8 protein-coding genes are annotated in these 8,832 nt (G+C 72.6%); 5 read left to right on the forward strand and 3 right to left on the reverse strand.

The features are described 5' to 3' along the window. Positions 1-145 precede the first annotated feature (145 nt). Both ACZ45E_RS30265 and ACZ45E_RS30270 read left to right on the forward strand, forming a co-directional pair. A complete protein-coding gene (locus ACZ45E_RS30265; RefSeq protein ID WP_468226606.1) occupies positions 146-1,471 on the forward strand; it encodes an alpha/beta fold hydrolase in 1,326 nt (441 codons plus the stop codon). 67 nt (positions 1,472-1,538) lie between these two features. Beyond that, a complete protein-coding gene (locus tag ACZ45E_RS30270; RefSeq protein ID WP_468226634.1) occupies positions 1,539-1,949 on the forward strand; it encodes a RidA family protein in 411 nt (136 codons plus the stop codon). A 57-nt stretch (positions 1,950-2,006) separates the two neighbouring features. On the opposite strand, the gene ACZ45E_RS30275 is transcribed toward ACZ45E_RS30270, so the two are convergent. The 3 genes from ACZ45E_RS30275 to ACZ45E_RS30285 form a co-directional block, all read right to left on the reverse strand. Next, entirely contained in the window at positions 2,007-3,461 is a 1,455-nt protein-coding gene (locus tag ACZ45E_RS30275; protein ID WP_468226609.1) for a SulP family inorganic anion transporter, read from the reverse strand. A gap of 8 nt (positions 3,462-3,469) precedes the next feature. Continuing rightward, positions 3,470-4,051, reverse strand: coding sequence for a carbonic anhydrase (locus ACZ45E_RS30280; protein ID WP_468226611.1), 582 nt, complete (start codon positions 4,049-4,051; stop codon positions 3,470-3,472). A 76-nt stretch (positions 4,052-4,127) separates the two neighbouring features. Continuing rightward, positions 4,128-4,505, reverse strand: a complete 378-nt coding sequence (locus ACZ45E_RS30285; protein WP_468226613.1) for a hypothetical protein — start codon at positions 4,503-4,505, stop codon at positions 4,128-4,130. A 388-nt stretch (positions 4,506-4,893) separates the two neighbouring features. Here ACZ45E_RS30285 and ACZ45E_RS30290 point away from each other — a divergent pair, with 388 nt between their 5' ends. The 3 genes from ACZ45E_RS30290 to ACZ45E_RS30300 are packed head-to-tail and all read left to right on the forward strand — an operon-like array spanning position 4,894 to position 8,742. Further along, on the forward strand, positions 4,894-5,700 hold the full coding sequence (locus tag ACZ45E_RS30290) for an ABC transporter ATP-binding protein (protein ID WP_468226637.1): 807 nt from the start codon (positions 4,894-4,896) through the stop codon (positions 5,698-5,700). Beyond that, positions 5,697-6,671, forward strand: coding sequence for an ABC transporter substrate-binding protein (locus ACZ45E_RS30295; RefSeq protein ID WP_468226616.1), 975 nt, complete (start codon positions 5,697-5,699; stop codon positions 6,669-6,671). The genes ACZ45E_RS30290 and ACZ45E_RS30295 overlap by 4 nt, the downstream gene beginning before the upstream one ends. 4 nt (positions 6,672-6,675) lie before the next feature. Beyond that, positions 6,676-8,742, forward strand: coding sequence for an iron ABC transporter permease (locus tag ACZ45E_RS30300; RefSeq protein ID WP_468226618.1), 2,067 nt, complete (start codon positions 6,676-6,678; stop codon positions 8,740-8,742). Positions 8,743-8,832: the final 90 nt, after the last annotated feature.

Below are 8,832 nucleotides of genomic sequence, written 5' to 3' on the forward strand. Positions count from 1 at the left end.
CCGGCGGTAACGCTCTGCCCGATAGCGTCCCGGCGACGCGTGGGGTCGGTGGGACGACCGGCCGCACGCGTCGTCGGCCTGCTCGCTCCCGGCCGTCCGCCGCCAGGTCCGGAGCCCGACTCCGCCTGCACTCAGGAGGTTTGCCATGCCCGCACCCACCCGCCTGCTGGCCGCCGCCGTCGTCACGGCCGCCTGTCTGGGCGCGCAGGCCGTGCCCGCGGCCGCGGAGACCGGCACGTCGAACGAGGTCTCGCGCGGCGTCACGATCCCCGCCTTCTACAACCCGCCCGCCGAACTGCCCGCCGCCAACGGCGCGTTGATCCGCAGCGAACCGTTGCCGCTGGCGCTGAGCCTGCCCACGCTGCACGGACCGCTGCCCGGCACGGCGACCCGCATCATGTACCGGACCACCGACTCGGCCGGCAGCCCCGCCGCGGTCACCGGCGCCTACATCGAGCCCTCGGCGAAGTGGCGCGGCGGCGGACCCCGGCCGCTGGTCGCGCTGGCCCCCGGCACCATGGGCCAGGGCGACCAGTGCGCGGCCTCGCTCGGCCTGGAGCACCCGTTGCGGCTCAACGGGCAGACCGTGTCGGTCGGTTACGAGGACCTGGCGATCTACCGGCTCCTCGCCAAGGGGGTCGCGGTGGTCGTCACCGACTACATCGGCCTGGGCACGACCGACCGCCTGCACACCTACGTCAACCGGCTCGACGAGGCGCACGCCGTGCTCGACGCGGTCCGCGCCGCCCGCGCGCTCGACGGGGCGAGCGTGACGGCGGCCTCCCGCGTCGGCCTCTTCGGCTACAGCCAGGGCGGCGGCGCCACCGCGGCGGCCGCCGAACTCCAGCCGCAGTATGCGCCCGACGTCACCCTCGCCGGCACGTACGCGGGGGCGCCGCCCGCCGACCTGACCGAGACGACGAAGGGCATCGACGGCACCGATCTGGCGGGCGCCCTCGGCTGGTCCCTCAACGGGTTCCTGCAGTCCGACCCCGAGTTGCGGCCGATCGCCGAGGCCCACCTCAGTGACAAGGGGCGCGCGGCGCTGAAGGACCTCTCGACGATGTGCGTCGGCGACACCATTTTGGCCTACAACTCGGCGCGCAGCTCCTCCTGGACGAGCGACGGCAAGAGCCTCGCCGAGATCATCCAGGCCGAGCCGCGCCTCCAGTCGTTCCTCGCCGACCAGCGGATCGGCACGATGACACCGGCCGGTCCTGTCCGGGTCGCCACCGGCGTCAGTGACAACCTCGTCCCGCACGGCCAGGCGCGCCGGCTGGCCGTCGACTGGTGCGGGCGCGGCGCGCAGGTCACGTACAAGCCGGTGCGCCTGCCCGACGTGGGACGCGCCCTGCTCAACCACTTCGCCCCGCTCCTGACCGACCAGGGCAGCGCCGTCACCTGGCTCACCGACCGCCTCACCGGAGAGCCGACCGGCTCCAACTGCTCGGCCCTGCCCACGCAGCCGTGATGTGACAACATGACCGGGCTCAGCCCCGTCGTTCCTCGCACCGCTGCCAGAAGGGATGCCCAGGCCCATGGTCCGCGCCGTCGCCCTCATCCGCTCCGACGCCCTGTCCGACGTCGCGGAGTACGCGTACGCCGCCACGGCGCCGGCCGACGCCCGGCTCGTCTTCCTCGCCGGCTCCTGCCCGTTGGAGAAGGACGGGACCACCGCGGCGGTCGGTGACTACGCGGGGCAGGCGGCGAAGTGCGTGGAGAACATGCGGGTCGCCCTCGCCGCGGCGGGCGCGGAGCTGGAGGACGTCATCAGCACCCGCGTGCTCGTCGCGTCGACGCGGCAGCCGGACCTGGTGGCGGCCTGGCAGGTGGTCCGGGACGCCTTCGGCGAGCATGACGTACCGAGCACATTGGTGGGCGTGACCGTTCTCGGCTACGACGACCAACTCGTGGAGATCGAGGCGGTCGCGGCTGTGCTCGACGCCTGACCGGCCGCGCCGACGGGCCCAACTGCCCTTTACGTCAAAGCAGTTGGGCCCGGAAGGTCACTCCGCGGTGACCTTCACCGGTTCCGTCTCGGCGGAACTGTGCCGCTCCGCCCAGCTCTCCAGCGCCGCCTTGCACGCGTGGTCGAGGTGGTGCAGACCCGACAGGTGCAGCTCCACGGGACGGTTCTGCGGCAGGGCCTCCAGGCTGTCCAGTATCTTCGGCAGCCGCAGGAACGTCGCGTTGCCCGACAGGTACGCCTGGACCGGCCCGGCGCCCTTGTCTATGACCTCCAGCTTCACGTGCGAGGCGTCCCAGGCCGTCTTGACCACGGACAGGGCGACGCCGACCAGCACGCCCTCGAACATGCTGACCGCGACGATCGACAGCGCGGTGACGACCAGGATCAACGCCTCGCCGCGGTGCTCGCGCCACAGATTCACCAGCGACCGCACCGGGATCAGCTTGGCCCCGGCGTGCACCAGCACACCCGCGAGCGCCGGGATCGGGATGTAGGCGAGGACGCCCGGCAGCAGCGCCGCGAACAGCAGGAGCCAGACGCCGTGCAGCACGCGTGAGGCCTTGGTGCGCGCGCCCGCCTGCACGTTGGCGGCGCTGCGGACGATCACCGCCGTCATCGGCAGCGCGCCGAGCACGCCGCACAGCGCGTTGCCCGCGCCCTGCGCCACCAGTTCCTTGTCGTACGCGGTCCGGGGTCCGTCGTGCATCCGGTCCACGGCCGCGGCGCTGAACAGCGACTCGGCGGAGGCGATGAGGGTGAACGCCACGATGGTGCCGATCAGGCCGAGGCCCGCGAGTTCGCCGAAGGCGTCCATGGACGGCGGCTGGATCGACCCGAGCAGTCCGTTGACCTCGACGGTGGCCACGGGCGCGTCGAGGACGACCGCGGCGGCGGTCGCGAGCCCGATGGCGGCGAGCGGCCCGGGGACCACCCGCACCCGCGCGGGCAGCCGCTTCCACAGCACCAGGACGGCGACGGTACCGGCGCCCAGGGCCAGCGAGGTGAGCGACGCGGCGCTGTCCAGGGAGCCGGCCAGGGCCCCGGGCAGTCCGGCTATCTTGCCGAGCCCCGATTCGGGCGCCTCGGCGGCCAGGACCGAGTACAGCTGGCCCGCGATGAGCACGAGCCCGATCCCGGCCAGCATGCCCTCGACGACCGAGACCGAGATGGCCCGGAAGTAGCGGCCCAGCTTCAGGGCGCCCATGCCGAGCTGGAGCAGGCCCGTCGCGAGGACGACGACGCCGAGCACCGGCAGGCCGAACTCGTCCACGGCCTCGTACACGAGCACGGTCAACCCGGCCGCGGGGCCGGACACTTGAAGGCTGCTGCCGCGCATCAGGCCGGTGACGATGCCACCGACGATGCCGGTGACGAGCCCCAGTTCGGCCGGGACGCCCGAGGCGACGGCCACGCCCACACAGAGGGGGAGCGCGACGAGGAAGACGACGAGAGAGGCGGTGAAGTCCTCTTTGATGTGGGGGTATTTGGTCATCAGGGCGCTCACAGGACCTCGAACGTGTCGGTGTCGGGGCGGTGTTCGCGTACACACCCGGTGTGGACCTCGTAGTACCAGCCGTGCAGGCGCACCCGGCCGTCCGTGAGGCGCCGCTCCACGCAGGGGTACGAGCGCAGCCTCGACAGTTGGGCCAGGACATGGTGCTGGACGGCCGCCGCCACCGTCGGGTCCGACGGATCCTGGGTGGAGGGATGGTCGGCGGCGTGCGCGAGCCAGTCGCGCACGGCGGGCACCGCCGCGAGATCGTCGCCGCGCACCAGTGCGCCGACCGCGCCGCAGTGCGAGTGCCCGCAGACGACGATGTCCTGGACACCGAGCACCTCGACGGCGTACTCGATGGTGGCGCTCTCCCCGCTGGGGAGGCCGGCCGCGTGGGCGGGCACGATGTTGCCCGCGGTGCGCAGTTCGAAGAGTTCTCCGGGGCGGGCGCCGGTGATCAGGGCCGGCACGACCCGGGAGTCGGAGCAGGTGATGAAGAGAACCTGGGGGGACTGGCCCTCGGCGAGCCGGGCGAACTCCTCAGGGCGTTGTCCGAACGTGCGGGCGTTGTCGATGAGGGGCTGCATGACGTGGTGATTCCTCCTGGCGCGCCGTGGGGGCGCGTCGGGCTGACAGGACAGGGGGGAGAGCGCGTCGCCCCTGTCAGCAGCGGAAGACCTGCAAGGTGGCCGCGGTGAGGTCCGGCACGGCTCTGCACGGGCGGTCGCGCACGTCCTCGGCCGGCCCGGGCGGCGAGAAGGAGGCCGGGTGCCGGACCGGTCCGGGCGGAGCGGGGTAGGGGAGATGGGAGCCGCCCGCGGTCGCGCGGTGCCGGTCCCGGGTGCGGAGCGCCTCGACCAGGTCCTGGGGGTGGCTGTGGCCACCGGGCGCGGCCGTCGGGACCTGCTCGCCGGACGCGGGCATCGCCGACCGGTCGGACTCATGTGCGGGAGCGAACGCACGTACGGAAGTGAACAAGGACAGGGCCAGTACGGCGGCGACGACCAAGGTCCAGGTACGAGCCGTCCCACCTCGCAACACGAGCCCTCCTCTCCAGCATCCGCACGTCAAGTCCGAACCAATGATTGGTCAACCGTAGGTCAAGAAGCAGATTAGCTGTGCAAAGGTGATCGTTGGGTTAACGCGACGTTTCGGGTTCGAGGAAGCGTGAAAAGTGCGGTCGATTGGCGAGATCGACGCGGTGGCGGCCGCTCCGCGCCCATCGCATCGAACCCCAGTTCAGGTTGAGCAGGGTGACAGGCAGACGTGTCGGGTGTCGCCGTTGCCCGCCTCGTTCGACTCCTCGTCGGTCGGCGGGGAGGAGTGGTTTCGCACCAGATAAGGTTAGGCTAACCTTCGCAGCGTGAAGACTGGTGAACGCGCAGGCAGCGCCCCACGTCCGCGCGGTCACGAGCTGTCGGCCGCGCACATGACCGTGGCGTACGACGGTGTCGACGTCGTGCATGACGCGGCCCTCGTCCTGCGGCCCGGCGAAGTGACCGCCCTTGTCGGCCCCAACGGCAGTGGCAAGTCGACCTTGTTGCGTACGATCGCCCGGCTCCAGGGTGCCCGGGCGGGCACGCTGACCCTCGACCCCGGAACGACCGACGCCGCCGACGGGTTCGACCTGACGCAGCGTCAGTTCGCGCGCCGGGTGGCCCTGTTGACCCAGGGTCGGCCCACGCCGGGCGGGCTGACCGTCCGCGACGTGGTGGAGTTCGGCCGCTACCCGTACCGCGGGCGATGGGGCCGCACGGACCCCGACGGCCCCTCGGTGGTGGACCGCGCCCTCGTCATGACCGGCGTCGCGGAACTCGCGGGCCGCGGTGTCGACCAGCTGTCCGGCGGCCAGTTGCAGCGGGTGTGGCTCGCCGGCTGCCTCGCCCAGCAGACCGGCGTGCTCCTGCTCGACGAACCCACGACCTACCTCGACCTGCGCTACCAGGTCGAACTCCTCGACCTCATGCGCGATCTCGCCGACGACGACGGCATCGCCGTCGGTGTCGTCCTGCACGACCTCGACCAGGCGGCGGCCGTCGCCGACCGGATCGCCCTGCTGAGCGCGGGGCGCATCGTCGCCGACGGGCCGCCCGAGGACGTCCTGCGACCCGAGCGCCTCTCCGAGACGTACGGCATCCGCATCGACGTCGACACCGACCCCCTCACCGGCCGGCTGCGCACACGCGCGATAGGCCGTCACCACAGCAGAAGCGAAAGGCTCCCCAGCACGCCATGAGACGCCTCCTCCTCACCGCGGCCACCGCCACCGCGGCAGCCCTCGCCCTGGCCGGCTGCGGCACATCCGAGCCCGCCGAGACCGCCGACGGCAGCACGTCCGAGCAGATCACCCTCACCGACGCGAGCGGTGCGAAGGTGCGCCTCGACCGCCCGGCCACCAAGGTCGTCGGCACCGAGTGGAACGTCGTCGAGTCCCTGGTCACGCTCGGCGTCGACCCCGTGGGCGTCGCCGACGTCAAGGGTTACTCGGCCTGGGACACCGCCGCCCCGCTGACGAACTCGCCCAAGGACATCGGCACCCGCGGCGAGCCCAGCATGGACACCATCGCCGGGCTCACCCCCGACCTCATCGTCACCACGACCGACCTGTCGGCGTCCGCGGTCAAGCAGATGAAGAAGATCGCCCCCGTCCTCCAGGTCAAGGCCGCCGACGGAGCCGACCAGCTCGGACAGATGAACCGGACGCTCGACGTCATCGCCGAGGCGACCGGCACCGAGGACAAGGCGAAGGCCGCGAAGACGTCGTACGAGGCCAAGATCGCCGCGGGCCGCAAGGCACTGAAGGACGCCGGACTCGACGGTTCGCAGATCGCCTTCGCCGACGGGTACTCCGTCTCCAACCAGGTGACGGTCCGCGCCTACACCAGCGGCTCCCAGCTCGGCGCCGTCAACGAGGCCCTCGGCCTCAAGAACGCCTGGAAGCTCAAGGGCGACAAGGACTACGGCCTCGCCACCACCGATGTGGAGGGGCTCACCGGACTCGGCGACGACGTGCGGTTCGCGTACATCGGCAACAAGACCGAGACCGACGTCTTCACCAAGGACCTCGCCGGCAACTCCGTCTGGAAGTCGCTGCCGTTCGTCAAGTCCGGCGACGTGCACCGCCTCGACGACGGCATCTGGATGTTCGGCGGACCGAAGTCGATGGAGCAGTACATCGACGCCGTCGTCGCCACCCTCACGAAGTAGCGCCATGGCCGTCACCGCAACCCCCACCGCAACGCCCGGACGCACGACCGCCTCCCCTTCGGGTGCCGTCGCGGTGACGGCCGCGCTCGTGCTCCTGGTCGCCGTCCTCGCCGTCGTCGACATCACCCAGGGCACCGCCTCCGTCGGCGCGAGCCAGATCTGGAAGGCCCTCACCGGCCGGGCCGAACAGGGCGACGCCTCCGTGGTCGTCGCCTCCCGGCTGCCCCGTATGGCCGCCGGGATCCTCGTCGGCGTCGCCCTCGGCGCGGCCGGCGCCGTCCTCCAGGCCGTCAGCCGCAACGTGCTCGCCGCGCCCGACACCCTCGCCGTCAACGCTGGCTCGTACCTCGGTCTCGGCGTGCTCACCGTCAGCGGCGTGAGCCTGCCGATGCTCGCCTCCTCGTCGGTCGCGTTCATCGGCGGTCTCGCGGCGGCCGCCGTCGTGCTCACCCTCGCCGGACGCGGCGCGGGCACCGTCCGCCTCGTCCTCGCGGGCAGCGCGCTGACCCTCGGCCTCAACGCCGTCACGGAGGCGCTGCTGCTCCTGTTCCCCGAACAGACCGACGGTCTCTACCAGTGGGCCCAGGGCAGCATCAGCCAGAACGGCTTCGACGGCGTCGTCCGCATGGGCCCGGTCGTCCTGGCCGCTCTCGCCGGCCTCGTCCTCCTCGCCCGCCGCGTCGACGCCCTCGCCCTCGGCGACGAAGCGGCGCACGGTCTGGGCGTCTCCGTCCGCTCCACCCGGGTCACCGCCGTCGTCCTCGCCTCGCTGCTCTCCGCGGCCTCGGTGACGCTCGCCGGCCCCATCGGCTTCGTCGGGCTGTGCGCACCGGCCCTCGTCCGGCCGCTCGCGCGCCGCGTCCGTCCCCTCGTACGGCACCGGCTGCGGATCCCCTTCGCCGGGCTCGTCGGCGCGGCCCTCGTGCTCGGCGCCGACGTCCTGCTGCGCGCCGCGACCTCGGCCGAGACCGCGGTGACCGTGCCCACCGGCGTCGTCACCAGCGTCGTCGGCGCCGTCTTCCTCGTCGTCATGGCGGTACGGATGCGGGACGGCGACGCCGCCGCGGCACCGGAGCGACTGCGCACCCCGAGCCGGGCCGCGTTCACGGTCACCGTCGTCGTCCTCTGTGCCGTCCTGACCGGCGCCGTCATCGCCGCGGTCCTCGTCGGTGACAGCACCCTGCTGCTCGGCGACGTCGTCAACTGGGCGGGCGGCCGGGCCGGCCAGGCCGTCAGCTTCGTCCTCGACACCCGGGTGCCCCGCGTCCTCGCCGCCCTCGGCGCGGGCGCCGCGCTCGCCCTGTCCGGCACGCTCGTCCAGTCCGTGACCCGCAATCCGCTCGCCGAGCCCGGCGTCCTCGGTGTCTCGGGGGGAGCCGCGCTCGGCGCCGTCCTGCTCGTCACCACCGCACCGGGCGCCGGCGCGTGGAGCATCGCGGGCGCGGCGCTGGCGGGCGCGGCGCTCAGCTCGGCGCTCGTGTTCGGGCTGGCGGCGAAGGGCGGCTTCCAGCAGAGCAGGCTCGTACTGATCGGTATTGGCGTCGCCACCGGCACGGCCGCGCTCATCAGCCTGCTGATCGTGCTCACCGACCGGTTCAGCGCCACCAAGGCCCTGATCTGGCTGTCGGGTTCGACGTACGGGCGCACCGGCACCGACGTCCTGCCCGTGGCCGCGGTGCTGGTGGTCGGCACGGTCGTGGCGGTCGCCCGGCGCAGGGAGCTCGACCTGGTCTCCCTCGACGAGGACACCCCGCGCCTGCTCGGCCTGGACCTCGCGCGCGGCAGGCTCGGCTTTCTCGTGCTGAGCGTCCTGCTCAGCGCCACGGCCGTGGCCGCCGCCGGCACGATCGGCTTCGTCGGGCTCGTCGCGCCGCATGCCGCCCGCGCCCTGGTGGGCCGCCGGCACGTGCGGGTCGTCCCCGTCGCGATGCTGCTCGGGGCGACGCTCGTCTGCGCCTCCGACCTGCTCGGCCGCGCCGTGATCGCACCGGCGCAGATCGGCGCCGGCGTGATGACAGCGGTCCTCGGGACGCCGTACTTCCTCTATCTGCTGGTCCGCAGCCGCCGCTAGGTGTATTGCCCTGTGAGGTTGGGGACGCGGCTGGCGGGTGGTTTGCCTGCGAGTGCGGTGTGTCCGCGGTGGTGATTGTAGGTGTGGAGC

This window comes from Streptomyces sp. NPDC030991, from assembly GCF_055571235.1.